The sequence below is a fragment of the Agromyces larvae genome (assembly GCF_022811705.1).
Taxonomy (GTDB): domain Bacteria; phylum Actinomycetota; class Actinomycetes; order Actinomycetales; family Microbacteriaceae; genus Agromyces; species Agromyces larvae.
In genome coordinates this window covers 2,469,018-2,495,314 of record NZ_CP094528.1, presented here as the reverse complement: position 1 = coordinate 2,495,314, position 26,297 = coordinate 2,469,018, and the positions used below count along the sequence as shown (strand labels likewise).

At 72.7% G+C, this 26,297-nt stretch carries 26 protein-coding genes; 15 read left to right on the top strand and 11 right to left on the bottom strand.

Going from position 1 to position 26,297, the window contains the following annotated elements:
• The first annotated feature begins 128 nt into the window (after positions 1 to 128).
• Positions 129 to 1,073, top strand: coding sequence for an NADP-dependent oxidoreductase (locus MTO99_RS12160; RefSeq protein WP_243553900.1), 945 nt, complete (start codon positions 129 to 131; stop codon positions 1,071 to 1,073).
• Here the strand turns inward: MTO99_RS12160 and MTO99_RS12155 are convergent.
• From MTO99_RS12155 to MTO99_RS12140, 4 genes are all read right to left on the bottom strand, one after another.
• On the bottom strand, positions 1,063 to 2,910 hold the full coding sequence (locus MTO99_RS12155) for a S8 family serine peptidase (protein WP_243553898.1): 1,848 nt from the start codon (positions 2,908 to 2,910) through the stop codon (positions 1,063 to 1,065). The two genes, MTO99_RS12160 and MTO99_RS12155, sit on opposite strands and share 11 nt — an antisense overlap.
• Before the next feature lie 81 nt (positions 2,911 to 2,991).
• Positions 2,992 to 3,690, bottom strand: a complete 699-nt coding sequence (locus MTO99_RS12150) for an alpha/beta hydrolase family protein (RefSeq protein ID WP_435520754.1) — start codon at positions 3,688 to 3,690, stop codon at positions 2,992 to 2,994.
• The gene (locus MTO99_RS12145) at positions 3,659 to 4,561 is read right to left on the bottom strand and encodes a TspO/MBR family protein (protein ID WP_243553896.1); all 903 of its coding nucleotides are present in this window, start codon (positions 4,559 to 4,561) and stop codon (positions 3,659 to 3,661) included. The genes MTO99_RS12150 and MTO99_RS12145 overlap by 32 nt, the downstream gene beginning before the upstream one ends.
• Positions 4,558 to 5,673, bottom strand: coding sequence for a carboxylate-amine ligase (locus tag MTO99_RS12140; RefSeq protein WP_243553895.1), 1,116 nt, complete (start codon positions 5,671 to 5,673; stop codon positions 4,558 to 4,560). Before MTO99_RS12140 ends, MTO99_RS12145 begins: the two co-directional genes overlap by 4 nt.
• A gap of 163 nt (positions 5,674 to 5,836) precedes the next feature.
• On the opposite strand from MTO99_RS12140, the gene MTO99_RS12135 reads away from it, so the two are divergent.
• A complete protein-coding gene (locus MTO99_RS12135; protein WP_243553894.1) occupies positions 5,837 to 6,061 on the top strand; it encodes a hypothetical protein in 225 nt (74 codons plus the stop codon).
• A 36-nt stretch (positions 6,062 to 6,097) separates the two neighbouring features.
• Here MTO99_RS12135 and MTO99_RS12130 read toward each other — a convergent pair whose 3' ends face one another.
• Positions 6,098 to 7,138, bottom strand: a complete 1,041-nt coding sequence (locus MTO99_RS12130; protein WP_243553893.1) for an FUSC family protein — start codon at positions 7,136 to 7,138, stop codon at positions 6,098 to 6,100.
• A gap of 46 nt (positions 7,139 to 7,184) precedes the next feature.
• On the opposite strand from MTO99_RS12130, the gene MTO99_RS12125 reads away from it, so the two are divergent.
• The gene (locus tag MTO99_RS12125) at positions 7,185 to 8,012 is read left to right on the top strand and encodes an MBL fold metallo-hydrolase (protein WP_243553892.1); all 828 of its coding nucleotides are present in this window, start codon (positions 7,185 to 7,187) and stop codon (positions 8,010 to 8,012) included.
• A gap of 46 nt (positions 8,013 to 8,058) precedes the next feature.
• Positions 8,059 to 8,991 (top strand): 5'-3' exonuclease, encoded by a 933-nt coding sequence (locus MTO99_RS12120; protein ID WP_243553891.1) that lies wholly within the window; start codon positions 8,059 to 8,061, stop codon positions 8,989 to 8,991.
• Between the two features lie 227 nt (positions 8,992 to 9,218).
• Here MTO99_RS12120 and MTO99_RS12115 read toward each other — a convergent pair whose 3' ends face one another.
• Positions 9,219 to 10,034: an ABC transporter ATP-binding protein gene (locus tag MTO99_RS12115; RefSeq protein ID WP_435520753.1), complete on the bottom strand. Its 816-nt coding sequence runs from the start codon at positions 10,032 to 10,034 to the stop codon at positions 9,219 to 9,221.
• 71 nt (positions 10,035 to 10,105) lie between these two features.
• Here MTO99_RS12115 and MTO99_RS12110 point away from each other — a divergent pair, with 71 nt between their 5' ends.
• Positions 10,106 to 10,441, top strand: coding sequence for a gamma-glutamylcyclotransferase family protein (locus tag MTO99_RS12110; RefSeq protein ID WP_243553890.1), 336 nt, complete (start codon positions 10,106 to 10,108; stop codon positions 10,439 to 10,441).
• Between the two features lie 459 nt (positions 10,442 to 10,900).
• Here the strand turns inward: MTO99_RS12110 and MTO99_RS12105 are convergent, their stop codons facing one another.
• On the bottom strand, positions 10,901 to 11,932 hold the full coding sequence (locus tag MTO99_RS12105) for a LacI family DNA-binding transcriptional regulator (RefSeq protein WP_243553889.1): 1,032 nt from the start codon (positions 11,930 to 11,932) through the stop codon (positions 10,901 to 10,903).
• Between the two features lie 215 nt (positions 11,933 to 12,147).
• On the opposite strand from MTO99_RS12105, the gene MTO99_RS12100 reads away from it, so the two are divergent.
• The 5 genes from MTO99_RS12100 (at position 12,148) to MTO99_RS12080 (ending at position 18,229) form a co-directional block, all read left to right on the top strand.
• Complete coding sequence (locus MTO99_RS12100; RefSeq protein ID WP_243553888.1) at positions 12,148 to 13,443, top strand: ABC transporter substrate-binding protein; 1,296 nt, start codon at positions 12,148 to 12,150, stop codon at positions 13,441 to 13,443.
• Positions 13,440 to 14,351, top strand: a complete 912-nt coding sequence (locus tag MTO99_RS12095; RefSeq protein WP_243553887.1) for a carbohydrate ABC transporter permease — start codon at positions 13,440 to 13,442, stop codon at positions 14,349 to 14,351. Before MTO99_RS12100 ends, MTO99_RS12095 begins: the two co-directional genes overlap by 4 nt.
• Positions 14,351 to 15,304, top strand: coding sequence for a carbohydrate ABC transporter permease (locus tag MTO99_RS12090; RefSeq protein WP_243553886.1), 954 nt, complete (start codon positions 14,351 to 14,353; stop codon positions 15,302 to 15,304). Before MTO99_RS12095 ends, MTO99_RS12090 begins: the two co-directional genes overlap by 1 nt.
• Positions 15,305 to 15,306: 2 nt before the next feature.
• Complete coding sequence (locus MTO99_RS12085) at positions 15,307 to 17,247, top strand: glycoside hydrolase family 127 protein (RefSeq protein WP_243553885.1); 1,941 nt, start codon at positions 15,307 to 15,309, stop codon at positions 17,245 to 17,247.
• 124 nt (positions 17,248 to 17,371) lie between these two features.
• Positions 17,372 to 18,229, top strand: a complete 858-nt coding sequence (locus MTO99_RS12080) for an alpha/beta fold hydrolase (RefSeq protein WP_243553884.1) — start codon at positions 17,372 to 17,374, stop codon at positions 18,227 to 18,229.
• Positions 18,230 to 18,331: 102 nt separating this feature from the next.
• On the opposite strand, the gene MTO99_RS12075 is transcribed toward MTO99_RS12080, so the two are convergent.
• Positions 18,332 to 19,765, bottom strand: a complete 1,434-nt coding sequence (locus tag MTO99_RS12075) for a hypothetical protein (RefSeq protein WP_243553883.1) — start codon at positions 19,763 to 19,765, stop codon at positions 18,332 to 18,334.
• A 316-nt stretch (positions 19,766 to 20,081) separates the two neighbouring features.
• Here MTO99_RS12075 and MTO99_RS12070 point away from each other — a divergent pair, with 316 nt between their 5' ends.
• Positions 20,082 to 21,029, top strand: a complete 948-nt coding sequence (locus MTO99_RS12070) for a GlxA family transcriptional regulator (protein WP_243553882.1) — start codon at positions 20,082 to 20,084, stop codon at positions 21,027 to 21,029.
• A 33-nt stretch (positions 21,030 to 21,062) separates the two neighbouring features.
• Here the strand turns inward: MTO99_RS12070 and MTO99_RS12065 are convergent, their stop codons facing one another.
• Complete coding sequence (locus MTO99_RS12065) at positions 21,063 to 21,443, bottom strand: MerR family transcriptional regulator (RefSeq protein ID WP_243553881.1); 381 nt, start codon at positions 21,441 to 21,443, stop codon at positions 21,063 to 21,065.
• A gap of 81 nt (positions 21,444 to 21,524) precedes the next feature.
• On the opposite strand from MTO99_RS12065, the gene MTO99_RS12060 reads away from it, so the two are divergent.
• Both MTO99_RS12060 and MTO99_RS12055 read left to right on the top strand, forming a co-directional pair.
• Positions 21,525 to 22,859: an MFS transporter gene (locus MTO99_RS12060; protein ID WP_256461011.1), complete on the top strand. Its 1,335-nt coding sequence runs from the start codon at positions 21,525 to 21,527 to the stop codon at positions 22,857 to 22,859.
• A 9-nt stretch (positions 22,860 to 22,868) separates the two neighbouring features.
• Entirely contained in the window at positions 22,869 to 23,288 is a 420-nt protein-coding gene (locus MTO99_RS12055) for a helix-turn-helix domain-containing protein (RefSeq protein ID WP_243553879.1), read from the top strand.
• Between the two features lie 114 nt (positions 23,289 to 23,402).
• On the opposite strand, the gene MTO99_RS12050 is transcribed toward MTO99_RS12055, so the two are convergent.
• Both MTO99_RS12050 and MTO99_RS12045 read right to left on the bottom strand, forming a co-directional pair.
• A complete protein-coding gene (locus MTO99_RS12050; protein WP_243553878.1) occupies positions 23,403 to 24,020 on the bottom strand; it encodes a ClpP family protease in 618 nt (205 codons plus the stop codon).
• Positions 24,017 to 24,688, bottom strand: a complete 672-nt coding sequence (locus tag MTO99_RS12045; RefSeq protein WP_243553877.1) for a ClpP family protease — start codon at positions 24,686 to 24,688, stop codon at positions 24,017 to 24,019. Before MTO99_RS12045 ends, MTO99_RS12050 begins: the two co-directional genes overlap by 4 nt.
• Before the next feature lie 153 nt (positions 24,689 to 24,841).
• Here MTO99_RS12045 and MTO99_RS12040 point away from each other — a divergent pair, with 153 nt between their 5' ends.
• Positions 24,842 to 25,306, top strand: a complete 465-nt coding sequence (locus MTO99_RS12040) for a MarR family winged helix-turn-helix transcriptional regulator (protein ID WP_243553876.1) — start codon at positions 24,842 to 24,844, stop codon at positions 25,304 to 25,306.
• A gap of 31 nt (positions 25,307 to 25,337) precedes the next feature.
• The gene (locus MTO99_RS12035; protein WP_243553875.1) at positions 25,338 to 26,183 is read left to right on the top strand and encodes a 3-hydroxyacyl-CoA dehydrogenase; all 846 of its coding nucleotides are present in this window, start codon (positions 25,338 to 25,340) and stop codon (positions 26,181 to 26,183) included.
• Positions 26,184 to 26,297: the final 114 nt, after the last annotated feature.

The following is a 26,297-nucleotide window of genomic DNA, read 5'->3' as shown; positions in this document are numbered from 1 at the left end:
ACCGGCCGGTGCGGTCGGGTCCGCGCGGGAGGCGGGTGTTTCTCCGCATGACGCGGGCTCGGAGTGCCCCGACCGGTGCAGCCGACCTAGGCTGGAGCCACCCGGGAACCCCGACGAAGGAGGACCTCTTGCCGCACGCCATCGAATACGACCGGTTCGGCGGGCCCGAGGTGCTCGAGTTCCGTGAGATCCCGTACGCGGTCGCCGGGCCGGGCCAGGCGGTCGTCGAGGTGCGCGCCGCCGGGGTGAACCCCATCGAGTGGAAGCTGCGGGCGCGGCTGCGCCCGAGCGGCGAGATCACGGCGCCCCGCCGGCTCGGGACGGATGCCTCGGGCGTGATCACCGAGGTCGGCAGCGGCGTCGAGGCGTGGTCGGTGGGCGACGAGGTGATCGTGGTCGGCGCGCGCGGCGCCTACGCGTCCGAGCTCGCGGCGGATGCCTCGCAGCTCATCCCCAAGCCCGAGGCGCTGAGCTTCGAGCAGGGCGCGGCGCTCGGGGTTCCGGCCGGCACCGCCCACCAGGTGCTCGCGTCGCTCGGCGTCGCGGAGGGCGACACGCTGCTGTGGCACGGCGGCGCCGGGGCGGTGGGCCAGGCGGCGATCCAGTTCGCGCGGCGCCTGGGCGCCGAGGTGGTGGCGACCGCGAGCGAACGCAACCACGCGCACCTGCGGGAGCTCGGCGCGGTGCCGGTCGTCTACGGCGCGGGGCTCGCCGACCGGGTGCGCGCGGCAGCGCCGCAGGGCGTCACCGTCGCGGTCGACGGCGTCGGCACGGACGAGGCGATCGAGGTGTCGAAGCAGCTGGTCGCCGACCCCGATCGCATCGGCACGATCGTGCGCGGGGCCGAGGCCGACGGGTTCGGCATCCGCTACTGGAGCGGCGGCGGTCCCGAGCCGCTGACGGCAGCCGAGCAGGCCCTGCGGTTCGAGGGCGTCGCGCTCGCGGCCGAACTCGCCGCGCGCGGCGAGTTCGTGATCGAGATCGCGCATCGGTACCCGCTCGCGGACGCCGCCGAAGCGCACCGGCAGAGCCAGACGGGGCACGTGCGCGGCAAGATCGTGCTCATTCCGTGAGCCGGACCGCCCGAGCGGCTCGCGATGCGCGCCGCCGGCGGTGCAGCGCCATGAGCAGCCCGGCCAGCGTGAGCAGCGTCGCCGCGGCGAGCGCCGGGATCGGCTCGGGCCCCGAGGCGGCAAGCTGCCCGGGCGGTGCCGCCGTCGGCGGCGCCGGGAGCGCGGCGAGCAGCGCGGCTGCGTCGGCCAGGCCGGCTCCGACGACGTTGGCGTCCTCGAAGCCGAACTGCGCGTACGGGTTGGTCATGGGCTTCGCGGTCTCGAACAGCAGCCGGAGGAGTTCCTCGCGCGAGGTCGTCGGCGAGTAGGACTTCGCGAGCGCCATGATCGCCGCCACATGCGGTGCCGAAGCGGAAGTTCCGGAGAAGCGGCGCGCGCTCTCGTCATCCGGCTGCCCGAAGAACGAGGTCTGGGTGCCGTCGACACCGGTGATCTGCGGTGCCGTCGTCACGATCGGCTCGGGCAGCGGCACCGCGATGCGGACAGCGGCCGACCGGACCGCCGGCCGGACCGGCGGCCCCGCCGCCGGGACGACCGGTACCGGGCCGTCGGCCACCTCCGCCGGCAACGGTTCGTCGAACGGCGTGAACAGCTCGATGCCCGGTCCGATCGAGCTGAAGACCTCGGGCACGTCGGGCGTCGTCCAATCGGCCGCGGCCACCCCGATCGCGGTGCCCTGCGCCGGGTGCCCGTAGCTGGTCGGCCCGACGACGTCGGGGCCCGCGCTCACGCCGTACTCGGGGGCCATGGTGAACGCGCGGTACCGGAAGAAGGGCATCATCCAGATCGCCGGACGCGCGGACTCGTCGGCGGCGGCGGTCCGGGCGACGACGATCTCGTAGTCGCCCGCGGGCAGGATCGGGCCGTCGTCGTCGTCGAAGCTCGCCACGGGCAGGAAGGGGCGGTGCTGCGGGGCGGTGCCGACGAGCGCGTGCTCGGCGTCGTAGACGCGGAGCTCGAAGGACGACGGCGTCGGCGGTCCGGCCGTCATCGGCTCACCCCAGTGCAGCAGGGTGTAGAGCAGGTGCGTGTCGGCGCCGGTCGTCACGCCGTACGCGGCGTCGCCGTCGCCCGTCGGGCTGAAGTCGAGGCAGTCCAGTTCGGTGCCGTCGACGGCCCACTCGGGGCACTCCGCGGGCCGGTAGGCCGGGGTCTGCCACGAGCCGACGGGGCGGCCGGCGACGGAGGTGCCCGGCGTTCCGAGCACGTTGTCGTTGCCGGCCGAACTGAAGAACATGAGCGACGGATCCGCAGCGGCCGCCGCGCGCATCATCGCCGAGGTGATGCCCTGCTGGAAGTACAGGTCGAGCTCCTCGCCGATGTCGTCGACGATGATGTCCGCGCCCGCCGCCACGAGCAACTGGACGGCGTGGAAGATGTGGCGAGGGGTCGTCCGGCCCAGCGAGTCGAGGTCGGTCGTCGCGAACAGCAGCCTCGCGCCCGGGGCGATGCCGTGCACGAGCTGGGCCATCGCGCGGCCCTCGTCCGAGCCGGGCCCGTCGGCGAGGACCTCGACGGGGGTCTCGTAGCCGCACGGGTTCCCGGGGCCGGGCAGGGAGCCGATCGAGACATCCTGCTCGGGTGTGGTCAAGAGGCCGGGAGCGGTCGCGAACGAATCCGAGATGATGCCCACCGTCACGCCGGTGCCGTCGACGCCGAACGTCGCGCGGGCCTCCGCCGAGCGGTGCGGACCGTCGGCCTCGACGGGGATGAAGCGGCAGGATGCCTCGCGGGCTGTCGCGGCGGCGCTCGAGCCGGCCGGTGCGGGCGCCGTCACGGTCGCGACGGACAGCAGCGCGACCGCGATCGCGCCTGCGACGAGCACTCGTCGTGGCATGAGGCCCCCAGCCGTTGCACCCCGAACGGTCACAAACTAGCAGGCCGCCGGGACCGGGGTCGTGCTGCGGCGGACCGGGCCTCAGTGCGAGCGCACGAACTCCGCGACGCGCGGGGCGAGGTCGGCGGCGACGTCTTCGGGCGGGCGCTTGCGCCCCTTCACCTCGAACGAGTGCCCGCCGCCCGCGATCCAGTCGACGGTCGCGTTCGGGCCGATCCGCGCGACGAGGTCGTCGAGCTGCTCGTTCGGCGTCGCGAACGGATCGTTCGTGCCCTGCACGAACCGCATCGGCAGGGTGAGGCCGGGCAGGTGCTCGTCGCGCAGTCGGTCCGGTCTTCCAGGCGGATGCAACGGATACCCGAGGAACACCAGCCCCGCGGCGGGCATGCCCTCGGCGACCGCCATCGACGCCATCCGCCCGCCGTACGACTTGCCCGCGGCCCACACCGGCCCCGGAGCATCCGCCCGCACCCGATCCATGACGGCGCGCCACGCGGCGATCGCGGCCGGCGGGCGTCCGGGCATCCGCCTGCCCTGCTCGATGTAGGCGAAGTTGAACCGCAGCGTCGCGAGGCCCCGCGCGTTCAGCGCGCGCGTGAACCCCGACAGGAACGGATGCTCCATGCCCGCGCCGGCACCGTGCGCCACCACGACCGTGGCGGTCGCGCCGTCGGGTCGCGCGGCGATCGCGCCGACCGGCGTGCCGTCGACGTCGATCGTGAGGCGGGTCTCGTCGGTCACGGCTCCATCATGCCGATTCGCTCGCGTGCCGCGGAGCATCCGGCCCGTCGTCGGGCACCGGCCCGAGCCGTTCCTGCCGGCCGGTGACGAACCGGATCGCGAGCGTCGCGACCACCACCACGACGGCCGCGACGATCGCCGCGAGACCGACCGCGAACGAGGCCGGCTCGCCCGTGAGCCGGCCGACCGCGATCCAGACGAGCCCCCAGACCGCCGACAGCATCGGCGCGAGACCACCGCGGCTGAAGGCGGCGAGCGCGATCATCACCAGCGTGACCAGTGCGAGCACCGCGATCGCCCACGCCGCGGGCGGGATCCCCCAACCGTCGAAGCCGGCGTCCACGAGTGCGGCGGTGACGTTCGCCGCAGTCGCCACGCTGACCCAGCCCAGGTACAGGCCGATGACCCCGTCGGTGAGCAGCGCGTCGGCGAGCCGGTGCGGCGGGTGCCGCACGCACGCGGCGTAGGCCGTGCACAGCACCGCGAGCAGCAGCGCGATCACGATCACGCTCAGCCACAGCAGACCGGCCTGCACCACCAGGAGCCAGGCGGCGTTCAGCAGCAGGGATGCCGCGACGAGGTACCCGACCCGCCGTTGCCGCGCCGACGCCCGCTGCGCGGGCAGCGCCTGCCACACCGCGTACGCGGCGAGCCCGAAATAGATGAGCGACCAGATCGTGAAGGCGGGGGCGGCCGGGGCGATCAGCGTGGCGTCCGCGTCGAGGGCCCCGCCCGCGGCATCCTGCACTGGTGTCCCGCCGAACGCACCCGAGCCGAGCGCCGCGCCCGCGATCGCGATCACCGCGGTGATCGCGACGATCCACACCCGGGCGAGATCGGAGCCGGTCGCGGGCACGGCCGACGGCGTCGCCGCCGGTGCGGACGGATCGGACCCGCGTTCGGCGCTCATGCGGCCCGGCGGCGATCGGGGTCGTCGCAGATCGTCGTCGAGTACAGTCGCTCCAACCCTTCGATGCCGGCGCGCCGGAACGCCGCGCGCTGGCGGATCGCGCCGGTTCCCTTCTGCAGCAGCCGTGCGACGAGATCCGCCACCCGAGGCGCATCGCCCGACCGATCCAGATAGGGGCCGATGCGCTCGAGCAGCCGGTCGAGCACCACCCGCGCCTCGGACGGGCCGCGGGTCACAGGGTCGTACAGCACGCCGCGCAGTCCGGTGTGCGCCGCGTGCATGACGGCGGCGCTCAGCAGCTCCATCGGGATGTCGGCCTCGCGAGGCGGGCCGCCCGCCGTGTCCAGCGCGTACTCGACGAGCCCGCGGCACACGGCGGCGATGAGGATCGCGTCCTCCGCGGTGAGCTGCGCGTCGGCCATGCGGAACTCGACGGTCGGCAGCTGCTCGCTGAGGCGCACGTTCCACATCACGAGGTGCAGGTCGGTGATGCCGGCCATGCCGATCAGCGCCCGGATGCGCCGGTCGTAGTCGGCCGCATTGCGGAACCGCGGCGGAGAGCCGGCCGTCGGCCAACGGCGCAACTGGATGGTGCGCCAGCTCTCGTACCCCGTGTCGTACCCGCGGAAGAACGGCGAGTTGCCGGCCATCGCGGTCAGAAGCGGCAGCCACGGTCGCACCGCGTTCAGCGCGACCACCCCCGCCTCACGGTCGGGCACGCCGATGTGCACGTGCTGCCCGCTGAACTGGTGGTCGCCGATCAGGCCCGCCATGTCGCGCACGATGCGCTCGTAGCGCTCGACATGCGCGACCACGGGGAACGCGTTCGCATCCGGGGTGGTGCCGATGCTCGCGACGAGCACGCCGAGACGGGTCGCCTCGTCGGCGATGCGCCGGCGGAACGCGTTCAGCGCCGACTCGGCGTCGGCCAGGTCGGTGAACACGCGCGACGCGTGCTCGACCTGCGACGCGAGGAACTCGCGATGCGTGAACGGAGCCCAGGCCGGCTCGGAGGTCAGCTGCGCGAACGCCTGCTCGGCCACGTCGGCCGGCCGCAGGGTGATCGGGTCGAGGAAGATGAACTCCTCCTCGATGCCGAACGTCGTCGCCATGGCGCCTCCCCTCGCTCCCTTCGAGGCTGCGGGGCTTCGCGGGGGATGTCAACCGGTTGTGCCGGATCGTCCCGGTCGGTGCGACATACGGCGACACGGGCGGATGCCTCGACGCGCGCCGCACGTCGAGGGGATGTCGGAGGCCCGGCGTACCGTTGGCGCCATGACCGAGCAGATGCAGCAGAACGTCGTTCCCGGCGGCACCGCCGTGCACGACGACCCGTGCCCGCGCTGCGGCTCGACCGGCGTGCGGGTCATCCTCTACGGCCCCCTCGACCTCGAGGTCGAGGCCGTGCCCGGCTTCGCCGGCGTCGACGACGCCCCCATCTTCGACTGCCGCGAGTGCGGCTTCGAGTGGGGGCTCGCGGTGCGCGAGCTGCTCGGGTAGCGGCCCCGGGGGGTGCTGCCGCCGGGCGGGGCGTGCTCAGTCGCCCGGCTGATCCTCGAGGAGTTCGTCGTGGATGCGCCGGAGATCCTCGACGAGCGAGCCGATCAGCACCCAGTGGTTCGACTGCGGCGGGCTGACCACGAGCGTGGAGGTGAGCGCCGGAATGGCGGACGTCGGCGGGTCGGGCACCACGTCGGCCAGGTGCACGGCGAGGCGCACGTCGTGGGCCGCCCGACGCAGTTGCTCGACGATCGCCGGCACCGTCGACTCGTCCGAGATCTCGTCGTCGTAGTGGTCGAAGAACGCCCGGGTCATCCCGATCACCTGCGTCACGATCGGCCCGAGCCGGTCGAGCAGCGCGCGCAGGTGGGCGAGCTCCTCGCGGTGCGCCGAGCGGCGCGGATTGAAGGTCAGGGATTCCTCGCCCGCACGGATCGAAGCGTCGGCGGCGTCGCGCATGGGCCGCATCAGGCGTGCCTGCAGCATGAGCTCCTCGCGGGCCGCGGGCGACTGCATCGACTCGAGTGCGACCGCGAGCCGATCGAGCGACGCCGCGAGTTCGCCGCCGAGCAGGGCGAGATCGCGGCGGGCCGGCGCGATCGCCACGGGCGGCACGACGAGCGCGTTCACGACGATGCCGATCGCCGCGCCGATGAGCGTCTCGATCACCCGGTCGAGCGCGTACTGCGGCGACGACGCACCGAGCGCGAGCACGAGCATCGCGCTGATCGCGACCTGGTTCGCGGTGCCCGGCGTCATCTTCAGCAGCCACGCCAGCAGCATCGCCAGCACGATCGCCAGCAGCACCACCCAGCTCGACTGCCCCAGGACGAGCGAGATGGCGGTGGCCACCAGCACGCCGATGATGACGCCGATCGAACGTTCGATCGCCTTGCCGAACGACTGGTTCACGCTCGGCTGCACCACCAGCAGCGCGGCGATCGCCGCGAACACGGGCAGCTGACCGGGCACGATCCATCCGGCGATCAGCCAGGCCGCGATCGTCGCGACCGCAGCCTTGCCCACCTGGATGATCGGCGGGCGCTTCGCCGCGCGCAGCGTGTCGGCGAATCCCATGCGGTCAACGCTAGTCAGCGCGCCCCGCGGGGCATAGCATCTGGCCATGGCGCGCAGGCCCACCCTGACCCGCATCGGCGGACCGACCCTGCTCATCGAACTCGCCGGCTGGCGCATCCTGGTCGACCCCACCTTCGATCCACCGGGCCGAACGTACTCGTTCGGATGGGGCACCTCGTCGCGCAAGACCGAGGGGCCGGCGATGCCGCCCACCGAGCTGCCGCCCGTCGACGTGGTGCTGCTCAGCCACGACCAGCACGCCGACAACCTGGACGAGGCCGGGCGCGCCCTGCTGCCCGGGGCCGGGGAAGTGATCACGACCGCAGCCGGCGCACGGCGGCTGCGACGGCAGGGGTTGCGCCGCGCGCACGGGCTGCACGCGTGGGAGACCGCGGTGATCCCGCCGAACGACGGCGAGTCCTCCGACGACGGCGGCGCACGCGACTCCCTCACCGTCACCGCGACGCCCGCCCGGCACGGGCCCGCCTGGGCGCGGCCGATCGTCGGCAGCGTGATCGGGTTCGCGCTGTCGGTCGGCGACGCCCCCGAGACCGCCGTGTGGATCTCGGGCGACAGTGTGCTGCACGACGGCCTGCGCGATGCGGCCTCACGGCTCGACGTCGACGTCGCGGTCGTGCATCTGGGCGGCGTGCAGTTCCCCGTGACCGGGTCGGCCCGGTACACGATGACGGCGTCGAGCGCGATCGACCTGATCGGGTCGCTGCAACCGCGAGCGGTGGTGCCGGTGCACTTCGACCAGTGGACCCACTTCCGCGAGCCGGGGGAGTCGGCCCGCCGGGTGCTCGACGAGGCATCCGTCACGGTGCGCGACCGGGTCGTCTGGCTGGAGCGCGGACTGCCGACCGTGGTCTGAGGCGCGTCGGATGCCGCCGTCGGCCGGGCATGACAGGATCGGGCGCGTGACCGACCGATTGATGCTGCTCGACACCGCTTCGCTGTACTTCCGCGCGTTCTACGGCGTGCCCGACTCGATCCGGCGGGCCGACGGCACGCCCGTGAACGCGGTGCGGGGGCTGCTCGACATGATCGCTCGGCTGGTCGCCGACTTCGAGGCGACCCACCTCGTCGCCTGCTGGGACGACGACTGGCGCCCCGCCTGGCGGGTCGAGCTCATCCCGAGCTACAAGGCGCACCGCGTCGCGCAGGTCGTGCCGGGCCCCGCGCCCGACGTCGAAGAGGTGCCCGACCCCCTCGAGGCGCAGGTGCCGCTCATCCTCGAAACACTCGCGCTCGCCGGCATCACCGTGATCGGCGCGCCCGAGCACGAGGCCGACGACGTCATCGGCACGCTGGCGACCGGTGCCGGCCTGCCCGTCGACGTCGTCACCGGTGATCGCGACCTGTTCCAGCTCGTCTCCGACGCCGACGGGGTGCGAGTCGTGTACACCGCGCGCGGGATGAGCCGGCTCGAGGTCGTGACCGACGCCGTCGTCGTGCAGAAGTACGGCGTGCTGCCCGAGCAGTACGCCGACTTCGCGGTGCTGCGGGGCGATGCGTCCGACGGGCTGCCGGGCGTGGCGGGCGTGGGCGAGAAGACCGCGGCAGGCCTCCTGCAGCGGTTCGCCGGCCTCGACGGGATCCGCGACGCCGCGGCGTCGGGGGCGCCCGGCATGGCGGCGGGCGTGCGTGCGAAGGTCGCCGCCGCATCCGACTACCTGGATGTCGCGCCCACCGTGGTCCGCGTCGTGCGCGATCTGGCCCTGCCGCCCTTCGACGCGCGGCTGCATCCCGTGACCGGTGACGCCCGGGTGCGGCTCGAGCAGCTCGCCACGGAGTGGAACCTCGGCGGCTCGGTGGCGCGCGTGCTCGCGGCGCTCGACGCCGCGGGCTAGCCCGCCCGCCCGCCGGCCCCACCCCGGGCCCGCCGCGCCCGCCCTCCCGCCCGCGGTTTCCCGTTCCAGGCACGTTGTTCAATTCACGGTGGCGCCGACGCTGCCGTCGACTGAAGAACGTGCCTGGAATGAAGGGGCGGGCGGCAGCGAGGGGGGCGGGGCGCGGCGGTGCGGCGGGCCGTGGGCGGGGCGGGTGGCAGCGAGGTGGGCGCGGCGGTGCGGCTGCGTCAGGCGGCGGGTGTGCGCGGGCGCCGCACGGCGCGGGCCGACCAGCGGCCGTCGTCGCGGCCGACCCGGATGGGGTGCTCGAACGCGGCCGACACGTGCTCGCTGGTCACGACCTCGTCGGCGCCGCCGACCGCGACGATGCGTCCGTGCGAGATGAGCAGCGCGTGCGTGGTGGTCGCGGGCAGTTCCTCGAGGTGGTGGGTCACCAGCACCGACGCGAGCTCGGGGTGCGTGCGCTCCAGGTCGTCGACGGTCTCGAGCAGCTGCTCGCGCGCGGCCACGTCGAGGCCCGTCGACGGTTCGTCGAGCAGCAGGAGCCGGGGCTCGGAGATGAGCGCGCGGGCGATCAGCGTCCGGCCGCGCTCGCCCTGCGACAGCGTCGGCCAGCGCGCATCGCGGCGGTCGGCGAGACCGAGCTGGTCGATGAGCCGGTCGGCGGCGGCGAGTTCGTCGGCGTTCGGCGCCCAGTGCATGGGCCGCTCGATGGTGCCGGTGAGCCCGGTCAGCACGACCTCGCGCACCGTGCGCCCGCTCTCCAGCGGATGCCGCGGGTTCACGTGCCCGATGCGGCGCCGCAGCGCCTGCAACTCGACCCGGCCGAGCCGTTCGCCGAGCACCTGCACCGACCCCGACGTGGGGTGGGTGACCGCGCCGCACATTCCGAGGATGGTGCTCTTGCCGGCGCCGTTCGGCCCGAGCAGCGCCCAGTGCTCGCCGGCGCGCACGGTGAACGAGATGTCGTCGAGGATGGCGCGACCCTCGCGGCGGAAGACGACGCCGTCGAGCTGCGGCACGGGCTCGCGCAGGTCGTTCACGGATGCCTCCTTCCGGCCCGCCGTGGCGGCGCGCCATCCGTCAGCGTACGCCCGGCCGGTAGGGTCGCAGCGTGGTGGAACGGCTCTTCTCATACGGCACCCTGCGCCTGCCCCGAGTGCAGCGCGAGACCTTCGGCAGCGAACTGCCGACGAGCGTCGATGCGCTCGTCGGCTGGCGGGTGCGGATGCTCCGCATCGCCGATCCCGCGGTCGTCGAGCTCAGCGGCGAGGCGGAGCATCCGATCCTCGAGCGCACCGGCGACCCGACCGACCGGGTCGAGGGCGCCGTGCTCGAACTCACGCCAGCCCAGCTCGCGGCCGCCGACGAGTACGAGGTCGACGAGTACGCGCGCGTGCCGGTGACGCTCGCGTCGGGACTCGACGCGTGGGTGTACGCGGCGCGCTGAGCGCCGGTCAGACGTCGACCGCGACCGCCCACGCGCGCAACGGCAGCCGGACGGGGCCGGCGTCGGCGTGCAGGCGCTCGCCGACGAGGGCGCGGAGATCGGCCCGGGATGCCTCGTCCAGCGACGCGACGTACGCGGCGGCCGGTCCCTGCCCGGCGAGGAACGGCGCCCAGGAGTCGTCGAGGTCGGCGAACTCGGCGACCAGGTCGATGACGGTCGTCTCGGGCTCGCCGCCACGCCCGCCCGCACCGGCGAACAGGTCGGCGAGCCGGCCCGGCCTCCACGAGGCGAAGCGGGTGAACTCGGCCAGCTCGATCGCGGCGGGGTCCAGTTCGACGGCCGAACCGGTCTCTGCCCTGCATGCCCGAGTTCTCCTCGACCGGCCCGGGGCCGCAATGCGCGTTCCCCGTTGGTGGCCAGACGCGTCCTCCTTCGTCGGGCGCTCCTCGACGCAGCGGTTCAGCGCCGCGGGATGGTGGAGCCGCGGATGACGAGGCGCACCGGCAGGTGGTGCACGCCCGTGTCGGGTTCGATTCCGTCGATGGCGTCGAAGATGCGCATCGCGGCGGCGCGGCCCAGCTGCTTGAGGTTGGCGTCGATGCTGGTGAGCTCGGGGCGGGAGTTCGTGGCGAGCACCTCCCAGTTGTCGTAGCCGATCACGGCGACGTCCTCGGGCACCCGCTTGCCGAGGTCGCGCAGCGTGTCGAGCACGCCGCGCGCGATCTGGTCGCTGCCGCAGACGATGCCGTCGACGTCGGGATGGCTCGCGAGCAGCAGGGCGGATGCATCGCGGCCCCAATGCTCGCTCCACTCGGAGTAGAGCACGTCGCCGACGAGCTCCAGCCCGGCGCCGGCGAGTGCCGCCTGCACACCGACCGTGCGGTCCTGGGCTGCGGCGTAGGCCGGGTCGCCGCTGATGTGCGCGATGCGGCGGCGGCCGGTCGCGATGAGGTGCTCGGCCGCGAGCCGGCCGCCGGTGACGTTGTCGGGGGTGACCGAGACATCCGTGTCGTCGTCGCTCGGCGCGTACGCGTACACGACCGGCACGGGCAGGTCGTGCCCGAGCGACGGGCGCGGGTCGGTCTGGCGGCCGACGACGATGATGCCGTCGACGCGTCGGTTGAGCAGCGCCTTGAGGTGGTGCTGCTCGCGGATCGCGTCGCCGCGCGCGTCGCATAGGAAGACGTTGATCTGGCCGGCGCCGAACGCGTCCTCGGCGCCCATCAGGATCGGGATGACGAACCGGCCCTCGAGGTCGCTGGTGAGCAGCCCCACCGTGCCGGTGCGACCGGCGGTGAGGCTGCGGGCGAGCGCGTTGGGCGTGAATGCGAGCGACTCCGCGGCCTCGATGACCCGCTGCCGGGTCGTCGCGGCGACCTGGTCGCGGCCGTTGATCGCTTTCGAGGCGGTGGCGAGCGACACGCCGGCCAGCCGGGCGACATCGCTCAGCGTCGCGGCTCGGCTGCCGCCGTTCGACTCCGGTCGCGCCATGGCACCTCCCTACCGAAACACTGAAACGCTACCGGAACATGGCTCTTGACGGCCACGCATCGCCCAGAGTAGCGTGCCGAAAGGCATTTCGGTGTTTTCGCTCGTGCGGCGCCAGTATTCCGATCGGCGTCGACGGCGAGGCATCCGGGCGGCCGGTCCGATCACCATTCCGGATCCGGTGCGGATCCGCTCAAGGACGAGCTAGGAGAACACAGATGAGACGACCCATCCGCCGCGGCACGCGTGCGATCGCGCTGCTCGCCGCGGGCGCCCTGACCGTCGGCCTCGCCGCCTGCTCCGGCGGCGACGGCGGCGACAGCACGAGCCTCGCCGACGCCGGCGTCGACGGCGTCGACGACGGCTCGACGCTCACCCTCTGGACCCGCGCCCCGCTCGAGAAGCAGGCGAAGCTCCTCGTCGAGGCGTACAACGCCTCGCACGAGAACCAGGTCGAGCTCACCGTGGTGCCGAACGACGACTACGTCGCGAAGGTCGGCGCGGCGGCCGGCTCCAACGGCCTGCCCGACCTGTTCGCGGCCGACATCGTGTACGTGCCGAACTGGGTGCAGCAGGGCCTGTTCCAGGACATCACCGCGAACATCGACGGCTTCGACTTCAAGGACGAGATCAACCAGGGCCACCTCTCGGCCGGCACGCTCGACGGCGAGGAGTACGTGCTGCCGTTCGTGCTCGACCTGTCGATGCTGTTCTGGAACAAGGACCTCGCGACCGAGGCCGGCCTCGACGCCGAAGCCGGCCCCGCGAACCTCGAGGAGTACGCCGAGTGGGCCAAGGCCATCCAGGCGCTGAACAAGCCCGACACCTACGGCACGGCGACGGGCCTGAACTGCGGCGGATGCCTCGTCTTCACCTGGTTCCCGAGCGTCTGGGCCGACGGCGACGAGGTGCTGAGCGACGACGGCACCGAGTCGTTGCTCGCCGGCGACACCGCGAAGGCGGTCTACGACACGTGGCGCGACCTCTGGGAGTCGGGTGCGGTGCTGCCGTCGTCGAAGGACGAGGCCGGCCCCACCTGGACGGCCGGGTTCACCGAGGGCAAGGTCGGGCTCATGTTCTACCCCGCGACGCTGCTCTCGTCGACGCCGTTCGACGTCGGCGTGGCCGGCATCCCCGGGCCGCAGGGCGGCGGGTCGACGTTCGTCGGCGGTGACGGCATCGGCGTGTCGAAGGACTCGAAGAAGGCCGCGCAGGCGTGGAACTTCCTCAGCTGGATGATGTCGGAGGACGCGCAGGTCGGCGTGCTCGCGAAGGACAACGACGTGGTGTCGCGCAGCGACCTCGCCGACAACGAGTACTCGCAGAAGGACCCGCGCCTGATCACGATCAACGAGGTCGCCGGCAACGGCGACACCCCGGTCGCGATCAACTTCCAGCAGGCGTTCAACGCGCCGAACAGCCCGTGGCTGACGCTGGTGCGCAACGCCGTGCTCGAGGGCACCGACACCGTCGACGCCGACAACGACGAGATCACGGCGGTGCTGCAGCAGTGAGCACCCTCAGCCAGCCGGCAGCGCTCCGGCGACGTCGACGTGGCCGTCGCGCCACCGGGGCGCTCGCCGGCTGGCTGTACGCCCTGCCCACCGCGCTGTTCGTCCTCGGGCTGTTCCTCATCCCGCTCGGCCTCGTCGTGCAGATGTCGGCCAGCGACTGGCCGCTGCTCGGCGGCAACCAGGGGTGGAACCTCCCGCAGAACTACACCGATGCGGTGAGCAACCGGTTCTTCTGGGACTCGGTCGGGTTCACCCTGAAGTACACCGTGCTCACCACGGTGATCCTGCTCGCGCTGAGCCTCGGCCTCGCGCTGCTGGTACAGGAGTCGACGAGGTGGAAGGGCCTGCTGCGCACGTCGTTCCTGGTGCCCAGCGCACTCGGCCTGGCATCCGCCTCGCTGCTGTTCTACGTGCTGTACTCGCCGATCGCCGGGCCCTTCGCCGGGCTGATGAAGTCGTGGGGGTTCACCTTCCTCGGCACGCCAGAGGGTGCGCTCTGGTCGACGATCTTCCTCATCGTCTGGCGGTACGCGGGCTTCTACATGCTGCTCATGCTCGTCGGCCTGCAGGGCATCCCCGACGACGTGTACGAGGCGGCGCGCATCGACGGGGCATCCCGGTGGCAGACGTTCCGCACCATCACCGTCCCGCTGCTGCGCCCGACCCTCGCACTCACCACCGTGCTGTGCGTGACGGGGTCGCTGCTCGCGTTCGAGCAGTTCTACATCCTCACCAAGGGCGGGCCCGACAACTCGACCTTCACGATCGTGCAGCTCATCTACAACGTGGCCTTCCAGGGCCAGAACGACCTCGGCATCGCGGGTGCGCTCAGCGTGATCGTGCTGCTCGCCCTCATCGTGATCAACGTCGCGCAGATCCGCGCGTTCAACCGGAAGGCGGAGGACTGATGAGCCTGACCCGCACCGGCGCGGCGCGCGCCGCCGCCGCCGACCCGGCTCGTGACGACTCGACGCGCGCGATCGTCGCGCCGCACCATGCCCGTCGGGGCGGCGGCGCCGGCCGCCGGAAGCATCCGACCACCATCGCGGGCATCGCGCTGCGCACGCCCTATTGGGTGCTGACGGCCGCGCTCGCCCTGCTGTTCCTCTCCCCGCTGATCTGGACGGCCGTATCGAGCGTGTCGCCGCTGGCCGGCACGAACCAGACCGACGGGTGGGGGTTCGGCAACTACATCACGCTCGCGAACTACCAGGCGGGCGTCTGGGTGTACCTGTTCAACTCGGCGTTCGTGTCGCTGCTGACGGTGGCGCTCACGCTCGGGGTGTCGCTGCTCGGCGGGTACGCGTTCGCCAGGTTCCGGTTCCCCGGCAAGGATCTGCTGTTCCTCGCGACGCTCGCGATCCTGATGGTGCCGTACGCGACGCTGCTCATCCCGCTGTACGTGCTGCTCAACACCGTGGGGCTGTCGAACTCGCTCGTCGGGGTGGCGCTCGTGCTCGCGATGTTCCAGCTGCCGTTCTCGATGTTCATGATGCGGATCTCGTTCGAGTCGATCCCCCGCGAGATGGACGAGGCGGCGATGGTCGACGGCTGCAGCTCGTGGAGCGTGCTCTGGCGGGTGCTCGTGCCCGCGGTGAAGCCGGGCCTCATCACGGTGGGGCTGTTCGCGTTCCTCGCCGCGTGGAACGACTTCATGGCGCCGCTCATCCTCATCAACGACTCGAACCGCATGACCCTGCCGCTGGCGGTCGCGAACCTGCGCGGCCAGGTGCAGGGCGTCGTCGACTACGGCGCCACCGAGGCGGGTGTGGTCGTGCTCGCGCTGCCGTGCATCCTGCTCTTCCTGATCCTCCAACGCCACTACGTGCGCGGCTTCATGTCGGGCGCCTTCAAGGGATGAACATGACCCTCACCGCAACCACCGCCCACCTCGTGCCGGTCGCGCCGAGCTCAGGGGCGCTGCGCCCCCTCGGCCTCGACGAGGTGCGCATCACCGGTGGCTTCTGGCATCGCCGGCAGGAGGTCAACGGCACGAACACCCTCGACCACATCGAAGGATGGCTCGAGCGGGAGGGCTGGCTCGGCAATTTCGACCTCGCGGCGGCCGGAACCCTGCCCGAGGGGCGGCGTGGCCGCGAGTTCAGCGACTCCGAGGTGTACAAGTACCTGGAGGCGGTCGCGTGGGAGCTCGGGCGGCTGGGTGCGCTCACCGACCCGGATGCCTCGGAGCGCGCCGCGGCCCTCGAAGCCCGGTTCCGTGCGATCGTCGCGCGGGTCGCCGCGGCCCAGGAGCCCGACGGCTACCTGAACACCCGATTCGGCCGACCCGGGCAGGGCGCGCGCTGGAGCGACCTCGAGTGGGGGCACGAGCTGTACTGCCTCGGGCATCTGTTCCAAGCGGCGGTGGCCCGGCACCGCACCCGGCCCGACGCCGACGACGGCCTCGTCGACATCGCCCGGCGTGCGGCCGACCTCGTCTGCGAGGTGTTCGGCGACGGCGGCATCGAGCGCATCTGCGGGCACGCCGAGGTCGAGGTCGGGCTCGCCGAGCTCGGTCGCGCCCTGGGGGAGCCGCGGTACCTCACGCAGGCCGCGCTGTTCGTCGAACGCCACGGCCGCGGCACGCTCGCCGACATCGAATGGGGTCGCTCGTACTACCAGGACGACGTCGCGGTGCGCGACGCGAGCGCGCTGCGCGGCCACTCGGTTCGCGCCAACTACCTCGCGGCGGGCGCGGCGGATGTCGCGGTCGAGACCGGCGACGACGGGCTGCTCGACGCGCTCGCACGGCAGTGGGATGCCACGGTCGAGCGCCGCACGTACGTCACGGGCGGGCAGGGCTCGCACCACCAGGACGAGGCGTTCGGCGAGGACTGGGAGCTGCCGGCCGACCGGGCCTACTCCGAGACGTGTGCGGGCGTGGCATCCGTCATGTTCTCGTGGCGCCTGCTGCTCGCGACCGGCGATGCGAAGTACGCCGACCTGGTCGAGCGCACCCTGTTCAACGTGGTCGAGACCTCGCCCGCCGAGGACGGCCGTGCGTTCTACTACGCGAACACGTTGCACCAGCGCGTGCCGGGCGCCCCCGCCGACCCCGATGCGGTCTCGCCTCGGGCGCACTCGTCGCTGCGGGCGCCATGGTTCGACGTGTCGTGCTGCCCGCCGAACACGGCGCGCACGTTCGCGAGCCTCGCCGGGTATCTCGCGACCGCGGATGCCTCGGGCATCCAGCTGCACCAGTACGCGCCGTCGACCGTGCGCACCCGGCTCGACGACGGGCGCGAGGTCGCGCTGGAGGTCGAGACCGGGTACCCGGTGGACGGTCGCATCGTCGTCCGGGTGCTGGCGGATGCACCGACGCCGTGGCGGCTCTCGCTCCGGGTCCCGGCCTGGGCGACGGGGGCGGCACTCGTGCTTCGGCCCGCCGGCGAGGCGCTCGAGCAGCGGATGCCCGCCGGGCCGGGCATGGTCTCGTGCGAGCGGGCGTGGGCAGCCGGTGACGAGGTCGAGCTCTCGCTGCCGGTGGCCCCGCGGTTCACGTCACCCGACCCGCGCATCGACGCGGTGCGCGGATGTCTCGTGGTCGAACGCGGTCCCGAGGTCTTCGCGCTCGAGACCGTGGACCTCGACGGCACGGTGCTCGCGGCATCCGACTTCGCCGACCTGCACGTCGACCCGACCGCCCCGCCTCGCGACCTCCCCGACGGCGGGGTCGCGGCGACCATCGTGGACCGGCGCACCGGCGCGCGTGCCGAGGTGCCGCTCGTGCCGTATCACGCCTGGGCCGAGCGCGGCCCGTCCCAGATGCGGGTGTGGGTGCCGGGCCTGCCGCCGGTCGAGTAGTGCCCGACGCAGGAGGGCGCGTATCGAGACTCGCCGCGCAGCGCGGCACCGAGCCGTCGCGGACCACCGCATCCGAACGACCGGACTCCTTGCCCCGAGGCATCCGCTCTGCTGGACTCGACCCATGACCGCGCTGCTGCCGCCTCTGCCCGAGTCCGTGAGCGAAGAACTCGTCGAGCTCGGCGAGGAGGTGATCCTGCGGGTGCTGCGCGCCGGATCGGGGACGCCCCTCGTGATGCTGCCCGGCTGGACGTGCACCGCCGACTTCTTCGTGCACCAGCTGGCCGACTTCGCCGACCGCGGTTTCGAGGTGATCGCCGTCGATCCCCGCGGGCAGGGCGGATCGACGAAACCGCTCACCGGCAACACGTTCGCGCAGCGCGGCCTCGATCTCGACGCGCTGCTGAACGCGCTCGGGATCCGGGAGGCGGTGCTCTTCGGCTGGTCGTTCGGCGTCTTCGACGTGCTCTCGTACGTGCGCCAGTTCGGCACCGACCGGGTCTCGAAGCTCGTGCTCGTGGACGAGACGCCGAAGGCGCCCGCGCTGCCCGGAACCGAGGAGTGGGGCGAGGCCGAACTCACTCACGAAGGCCTGGTCGCGTTCCTGCGCGCGATGATCGACGACCGGGTCGGCTTCTGGACCGGCTACGCGGCCTACATGATCGGACGGGACGACGCCGCGCTCGACGACCCCGACATCGCGCGCATCGTCGAGCTCGGCCTGCAGACCCCCGAGCACGTCGCGCTCAGCACCGGCGCCGACGGGCTCACCAGCGACTATGCGCAGGTCGCCGCGGATGCCTCGGAGCAGGTGCCGACCCTCTTCATCGCCCGCGACGACTGGGCCGAGGCCGCCGCGCACTGGGTCACCGTGAACCTGCCCGACGCCGAATTCGCGACGATGCCCGTGCACCTGGGATTCGCGACCGATCCGGCGGAGTTCGACCGCACCGTCGCCGAATTCCTCGAGCGGGACGAGTAGGCGCGCGTCCGGAGCATCCGGTCCGTCGCGCTCCCCGAGGGCATGGCGAAGGGGCCCGCGGCGAGTGATCGCCGCGGGCCCCGTGCTGTGGAGCAGGAATCGCTAGCCGCGGGCGCGAGCCGTGCGGCGCACGCCGAACGCGACGCCGGCAGCCGCGAGCAGGGCCGCCGCGAGCGCCAGGAACGCACCCGCGTCGAACCCGGTCGCGGCGAGTCCCGGCGCGGCGGTCGTGCCGGTCGCCGCGGTGTCGGTCGCGGCGGTGTCCGTCGCGGCCGGAGCCGCAGCCGCGGCGATGGTCACGTCGGTGCCGGTGACCTCAGTGCCGTCGAGCAGCACGACGACGCGGTGCGCGCCCGCCGGAGTGGAGCTCGCGATCGTGCCGGCGAGCGAGAACGCGCCGTCGGCGTCGGTCGTCACGGTGCCGAGCGACTGCGGGTCGGAGTGCAGCTCGACCTGGTACTCGGTCTCGGGGGCGAAACCGGCGCCGGTGACGGTGATCGCGCCGCCCGCGATGAGGGAGCCGGTGACGTCCAGCGTCGGGTCGGCCGGTTCTTCGCCGCCGGGTTCTTCACCGCCGGGCTCTTCGCCGCCCGGGTTCTCGACGCAGTCGCTGTCGACCGTCGCCGTCGCGAGGAGCCGGTCGCCGTGGGCCGGCCCGGTGCGCACCTCGACGGTGTGCTCGCCGGTGTCCTCGGCGAAGCTGTAGTTCGTCTGCACGTCGAGGTTCTCGAACACCGCGAGGAAGTCGGCGGGCGTGCCGTCGATCCAGACGATGGCCGAATAGGTGCCGTTCACCCGGTCGGCGGCGAGCTCGTCGTTCGTGAGCGTGACGATCGCGGCGCCGCACGTCGTCTCGACGTCGATCGCGCCGGCCGCGGCGAACTCGCCGGTCGCGCACGAGGTGGTGCCCTCGGCCACGACCGACTCGACCGCCGCGACGCCGACGCCCTGGTACGCGCTCACCGTCACGCGGTACGAGTGCGTGCCGTAGGTGTCGGTGCCGGCGGTGCCCTTCTCCAGCGGGATGGAGTCGCCGTACGACTCGCCGAACGCGACGGCGTCGTTCACGACCGCGCCGTCGATCTCGACGGTCACGGTGTTCGGGGTCGGGTTCGCGGGGACCGCGTCCGCGACGAGACGCTGCTCGACGACCGCGGCCTTGCCCTTGACCTCGACGTGCTTCTTCGTCTTGCCGGTGTACTTGTAGACGTTCCAGTCGTAGACGTCGGTCTCGCCCGCCCACTTGTGCGTCCAGCGGAAATCGTCGAGCGGAATGATGCCGAGCAGGAAGCGCTGGTACTCGTAGTCGGTGTGGCTGACCTCGGCGACGGCCGGGGTCACGACGACGTCTTCGTAGACGGCGTCGGCGCCGGGTTCGACGGCGTAACCGCCGAGGTCGACGTCGAGCACGTTGCAGGAGCCCGTGACGAGGTTCGACGGGCTCTCGGGTGCGGCGGTCGCGGGAGCGACGACGCCGGCGACGGCGATGCCGACGCCGAGCACGCCCGCGGCGAACGCGGCGATGGTGCGCTTCATGCAGTGTCCTTCCATGCGCGCCGACGAGGTCGGCGGGGGGTGCGCGCACAGGCGACCGTCGGTCCGGGGGCTCCGATGATGCGACAGCGCATCCGCGGTGCGACGGACGACACGGACCGTTGCGCGATCGGTCCGACGAGGATCGGGTCAGCTCGACTGTACGGGCGGGGCCCCCGCTCGTCATGGTCGAAACGGGGAATGACCCCCGGACTGGGGCGCCTCCGGCGTGCTACCCTCGCGGCGGTCGGCTCCGAGGGGGAGGGGAGGTGTCGGTATCCTTGCGATCGCAAGCGGTCGTCGAATCGGGAAGGCTCGGATGTCACGACGGAACCACCGGGTCGCCGTGCTCGTCCTGGAAGGCGCGAAGCCGCTCGACGTCGGCATCCCCGCGCAGATCTTCACGACCCGGGCGAGCATGCCGTACGAGGTGCGCGTGTGCGGGGCGACCCCGGGCCTGGTCACGGGCGGCGACGGGCTCTCGTACCACGTCGCCGACGGACTCGAGGCCCTGGAGTGGGCGCAGACGATCTTCGTCCCCGGGTACCGGCACCCCGACCGTGAGGACCCGCCGGCCGCGGTCGTCGACGCCCTGCGCGCGGCGCACGCCCGCGGTATCCGGCTCGCAGCCATCTCGACCGGCGCGTTCGCGCTCGCCGCGACCGGCCTGCTCGACGGCCGCCGGGCCACCACCCACTGGCACTACACGAAGCAGTTGCAGGCGAAGCATCCGCTCGTCCGCGTCGACGAGAACGTGCTGTTCGTCGACGAGGGCGCGCTGCTCACCTCGGCCGGTGCGGCCTCGGGCATCGACCTCTGCCTGCACCTCGTGCGCCGCGACCACGGTGTGGCGCTGTCGAATCACGTCGCGCGGCGGCTCGTCGCCGCGCCCTACCGCAGCGGCGGGCAGGCGCAGTACGTGCCGCGCGCGCTGCCCGAGCCGCTCGGCGAACGGTTCGCGGCGACCCGCGAGTGGGCGATCGCCCGGCTCGGCGACCCCATCACGCTCGAGGATCTCGCCCGGAACGCGAACGTGTCGGCCCGCACCTTCTCGCGGCGGTTCCGCGACGACACCGGCTACACGCCCATGCAGTGGGTGCTGCGGGCGCGCATCGACCTCGCCCGCGAACTGCTCGAGCGCAGCGACCTCGGTATCGAGCAGATCGCCGCGCAGGCGGGGCTCGGCACGGGAGCGAACCTGCGGCTGCACTTCCACCGCATCCTCGGCACCTCGCCGATGGAGTACCGGCACACGTTCCAACGCTGACCCGCGCGCCCGAACCGCGTGCGGGTGCGACGGTCAGTGCACGCCCTGCTCGATCAGCGCCGCGTGCTCGGTGCGCGCGAGGAAGTCGCGGATCGTGTCGCGGCTGCGCGTGAGGCAGGCCAGGCGCTCTTCGATGCCGGCGAGCTCGGTCGCGAGCATCTCGGCCACCCCGCGCGCGCACGTCGGGCGGCTCTCGGATGCCACGCCCTCGAGCACGAGCACCTCCTTCACGAGCCGGGTGGGCAGGCCCGACTGCACCAGCCCGGCGATGCGCCGCACGCGTTCAACATCGGCCTCGTCGTAGGCGCGGTAGCCGTTCGGCTGCCGCTCGGGGGTCAGCAACTGCTGCTGCTCGTAGTAGCGCACGAGGCGGGGCGAGACGCCGGCGCGCTCGGCGAGTTCGCCGATCTTCACGGGCCCTCCGGTCCACTCGGTTCGATGCGATCGCATCGAGACCTTGACATTGACATCAATGTCAGAGTTTAGCGTCGGAACATGGACCGCACCAGCCGTAGGACCCGCCTCCCCGCGGAGGCTCCCAGCCGACTCCCCTGGCCGTCGCTCGTCGTGCTCGGCGCTGCCGCATTCGTCATGGTGACCGCCGAGATGCTGCCCACCGCGGTGCTGCCGTGGATGAGCGCCGGCCTCGAGGTGACCGAACCGCAGATCGGCCTGCTCGTCTCGATCTGGGCCGGCGTGGTCGTGGTCGGCAGCCTGCCGCTCGCACGCCTGACCCGCCGCTTCGATCGCCGCGCCGTCATCGTGTGGAGCCTCGTCGCGCTCGCCGGTTCGACCGCCGCGACCGCACTCGTGCACACCTACCCCGACGTGATCGCCGCTCGACTCGTCGGCGCCCTGGCCGTCGGCCTGCTCTGGGCCACGAGCAACGCGCACACCGCTGACCTCGTCGCCGACCGCGACCTCGGCCGAGCGGTCTCGGTCGTGCTCGGCGGCGCCACCCTCGGCACGGTGCTCGGCACGCCGGTCGGCGCGGTGGTCGCCGATGCGATCGGCTGGCGCGCCGCCTTCGGCGGACTCGCCGTCGCCGCTTCGATCGCGGCGGTGCTCGTGCGGTTCGTCGTGCGTCAGACTCCGCGGGTCGCGGATGTCGCGGAGCGCGCGGCGACGAACGGTGCCGTCGCGGTCGGCGGCGGCACGGATGCCTCGGAGCGCGGCGTTCGCGCGGCCGCCGACGCCGGGCGCGGCATCCGGCCCGTCGTCGTGGTGATCTCGCTCGTCGCCCTGCTGCTCGTCGGACACTACGGCGCGTACACCTTCGTCACCCGGCTCGTCGACGTGCCCGGCGTGCCGGGCGGCATCGGCGCGATGCTGTTCGCATTCGGCGTCGCGTCGGCGATCGGCGTGGTCGTCGCCGGCCGGTTCGCCGACACCCGTCGTGCACTGGTGCGCGCCACCTTCGTCACGGCCGCGGCGATCGCGGCGCTGGTGCTCGTCGGTGCGAGCACCGCGCTCGCGGTGATCGTCGTGCTGGTGTGGGGCGTAGCATCCGGTGCCGTGCCGCCGCTCGCGCAGACCCTCGTGCTGCGCCTGGCCGGGCCGTCGCGCCGCGATCTGGCGGGCGCGCTCATCCCGGTGGTGTTCAACCTCGGCATCGCGATCGGGGCCGCGCTCTCGTCGGCCGCGGTGAACGGCCTCGGCATCGAGGCGCTGCCCGTGCTGGCCGCCGGCGTCGTCGTGCTCGCGGGATCGGCACTCGCCGTCGCGGGGCGGTCGGGGCGGTGGGCCGGCTCGACCGGCTCGGCGGGCTCGGCCGCCGACCGTTCCGCTGTGAGCGGATCGGGGCAGACGGCGGCGCGGGTGCAGGGTTAGCCTCTCGCCATGGCGAGTATCACGTGGCATCCGTCGGCCGAGTCGACCGCACCTCCCGCACCGCGCCTTCGCCCGCGTCGGGCGCTCTGGCGCGAGGCCGTCGGCGCGCTGCTGCGACGCGAGCGGCTCGAGCAGGAGCGCACGCTCGCCGATGTCGCCCGCCGCGCCGGCGTCTCGATCCAGCACCTGTCCGAGGTCGAGCGGGGCCGCAAGGAGGCGTCGAGCGAGGTGCTCGGCGCCGTCGGCGAGGCGCTCGGGCTCGACCTCGCCGACCTCACCGCCGGCGTCGCGCGAATGCTCGCGACCGAACGGCGCGAGGCTCCGTCCGTCGGCCGGGTGATCGTGCTGCCGACGAGCGTCGGGCCGGCCGGCGAGGGCATCACGTCTCCGCCGGCGCTCGGCGCTCCCTCGGCCATGCTCGCCGCCTGAGACCCGCCGGTGGGGAGCGAGCGCCGGCGAGCGCCGGCGAGCGCCGCGAGACCCCGTGAGCTGCCTCGGCCGCGATCTCAGGGTCGGCGGGTCTCGATGCGGTCGCCTCGGTCGCTACTCGACCAGCGGAAGCGCGAGCCCGTCCCGCCGCACGGCGACCAGGTGATCGGCGATGCCGTAGGCGACCGCCGCCTCGGCCGGCAGGATCAGATCGCGATCGGTGTCGCGCCGCACCTGCTCGATCGAGCGCCCCGTATCGTGCGCGAGCACCGCCTCCAGTTCGGCGCGCACCCGCACCACCTCGTCGGCGTGGATGATCAGGTCGGGGATCGCGCCCTGCCCCTGGATCGACGGCTGGTGCAGGATCACGCGCCCGTGCCGGAGGATCGACCGCAACCCGGGCGCACCGCCCGCGAACAGCACCGCGGCCGGGCCCGCGGCCTGCCCCACGCAGATGGTCGCGACATCCGGTCTGATGTGCTGCATCGTGTCGTAGACCGCGAGCGCCGCCTGCGGCGACCCGCCCGGCGAGTTCACGTACAGGCTCACGGGGGTGTCGGGGCTCTCGGACTCGAGGTGCAGCAGTTGCGCGATGAGCACGTTCGCGACGCCGTCGTCGAGTTCGGTGCCGAGGTAGACGATGCGCTCGGAGAGCAGCCGGCTGTACACGTCCATCGAGCGTTCGATGCCCGCGCGCCGCTCGACGACGGAGGGGATCGTGTAGGTGCTCATGCGAACGCTCCCTCGGTTCGGGCGGCCAGCGGATGCCTCGTCGCCGTGTCGTCGGGCAGCCCGATGCCCACCATGCGCGCCGGCGGCGCCGGGTAGATCTCCGCGGCGTCGCTGACCACCCGGTCGATGAACCCGTACTCGACGGCGGCCTGCGCGTTCCACCAGCGGTCGCGCTGCGAGTCCTCGGTGATGCGCTCGAGGGGCTGGCCGGTGTGCTCGGCGATGAGCGCGAGCACGGTGTCGCGCGTGTATCGCAGATCTTCGGCTTGGAGTTCGACATCGATGGCAGTGCCGCCGATGCCGGCCGATCCCTGATGCATGAGGATGCGCGCGTGCGGCAGCGCGGTGCGCTTGCCCGGCGTGCCGGCCGACAGCAGGAATTGCCCGGCGCTCGCGGCCATGCCGATCGCGAGCGTCGACACGTCGTTCGGGATGGCCCGCATCACGTCCATGATCGCGAGCATCGCGGGCACGGACCCGCCGGGGGAGTTGATCCACAGCGCGATGTCCTCGCGCGGGTCGTCCGCGGCGAGGGTGAGCAGCTGGCTCACGATGCGGTTGCCGCCGGCCTGGGTGAGTTCTTCGCCGAGCATCACGATCCGGCGGTGGAAGAGCCGTGCCGCGAGGTCGGCGTCGACGGGGTTGGGTGGGATGGTCGCGTCGGTCATGTCCCCAGCGTGCGCGGTCGGATGCCGCGGATGCCACGGATTCCCCCGTCGGCGGATCCGCCGTGGGCGGAGCGTGATGGGGCACCTTTGTGTTGCGGAATGCAACGGAACAGCGTAACGTTGCATAACGCAACCGAACGTGGGGAGGTCGGGATGCCGACGCGATCGACGGATGCCTCGGGCATCCTGCATGCGCTCATGCTCATCTCGCGGCGCGGCGTCGCCGACGCCCGAACCGCACCGACCGTGCTCTCGATGACCGAGCAGTCGATCGTCGCCTACCTCGTCGACAACCCGGGCAGCCGGTCGGTCGACCTCGCGCGCGAGTTCCGGCTCAACCGTTCGACCGTCTCGCGCCAGCTCGGCGCGCTCATCGACCTGGGCCTCGTGCGCGAGGCGCCCGGCCCGGGCCGCGGGCAGCCCCTCGAGCTCACCGACGCCGGGCGCCGGGCCTACGACGAGACCGTCGCGATCCTGCAGCGCGTCGTCGACGCCGCCCTCGCCGACTGGAGCGACGCCGACGTCGCCCGGTTCGCCCGCGACCTCGCGCGGTTCAACGCCGCCCCCGCAGACCCGGATGCCTCGGGTGAGACCCGCCACGAGGCATCCGCCCGATAGAAACACTCCACGAGAGGACAGGGACCCCCTGATGAAGCACATCACCGTGCTCGGCACCGGCGTGCTGGGCTCGCAGATCGCGTACCAGACCGCCTACCGCGGCTACGACGTGACCGCGTACGACGTCAGCGACCAGGCGCTCGAGGCCGCCCGCGAGCGGTTCGCCAAGCTCGCCGCGACCTACCGCGCCGAGGTCGACGGCGCCGCCGACGGTGCGGCCGACGCCGCGATCGGGCGGCTCGCCCTGACCGCCGACCTGGCCGACGCCGTCGCCGACGCCGACCTCGTGATCGAGGCCGTGCCCGAGCAGCTCGAGCTCAAGCGCGAGGTGTACACCAAGCTCGGGGCGCTCGCACCGTCGCGCACCATCTTCGCGACCAACTCGTCGACGCTGCTGCCGAGCGACCTCGTCGAGTTCACCGGTCGCCCCGCGAACTTCCTCGCCCTGCACTTCGCGAACCAGATCTGGGTGCACAACACCGCCGAGATCATGGGCACGCCCGCCACCGACCCGGCCGTCACCCGCGCCGTCGTCGAATTCGCCGAGTCGATCGGCATGGTGCCGATCGAGCTCAAGAAGGAGAAGTCGGGCTATGTGCTCAACTCGCTGCTGGTGCCGCTGCTGAACGCCGCCGGCGACCTGCTCGTCGAGGGCATCGCCGAGCCCGAGGCGGTCGACGCCGTCTGGCGCATCGGCACCGGCGCGCCGATGGGGCCGTTCCAGATCTTCGACGTGGTGGGCCTCACGACCGCGTACCACATCTCGGCGGCCGGCGGGCCGCAGCAGCAGGCGTTCGCGAAGCTGCTCAAGGAGCGCTACCTCGACCAGGGCAAGCTCGGCGTCGCGACCGGCGAGGGGTTCTACTCCTACCGCTGAACGGGCGGATGCCTCGCTGCAGCGCCGTGGCGTGATCCTTTCGGATGCTGACGCTCGCGCCACTTCCGCCGAGAGCGGAGGCGGGCGAACATCGTCAGGTCGATTCGAAAGGAA